The organism is Mycobacterium sp. KBS0706 (assembly GCF_005938675.2).
GTDB lineage: Bacteria > Pseudomonadota > Alphaproteobacteria > DSM-16000 > Inquilinaceae > Inquilinus.
Genome location: NZ_VCCH02000408.1, coordinates 1 through 304, shown reverse-complemented (window position 1 = coordinate 304; position 304 = coordinate 1). Strand labels below are relative to the sequence as shown.

The window sequence follows — 304 nt, the reverse complement described above, 5'->3', positions numbered from 1 at the left end:
TCCCGCCGGGCCGCCATCCGCAGCCATTTGAACAGCAGGTTGGCGTTCACACCGTGCCGCCGCGCCACCTCCGATACCGACGCCCCAGCGGCACGCGCTTCCTCCAGGATCAACCGCTTCTCGTCCCGGCTCCAACGCCGCCGCGCCAATCCCGTCGACACCGCCCACTCCTCAATTAGGTGTCCACCAAAAATAGGTGGACACCTAATTCTGAAGCCTCAGCCCCGGCGACAACAGGTGGCCAACGGATCACGCGTACCACTGCGGTGCGGTTGCGCCGGTGGTTGCGCGCCAAGCACAAGTT

At 65.1% G+C, this 304-nt stretch carries 1 pseudogene; it reads right to left on the bottom strand.

Annotated elements, in window-relative coordinates:
* Positions 1–143: pseudogene (locus FFK22_RS45030) on the bottom strand (transposase); the annotation flags it as partial.
* Between the last annotated feature and the right edge of the window lie 161 nt (positions 144–304).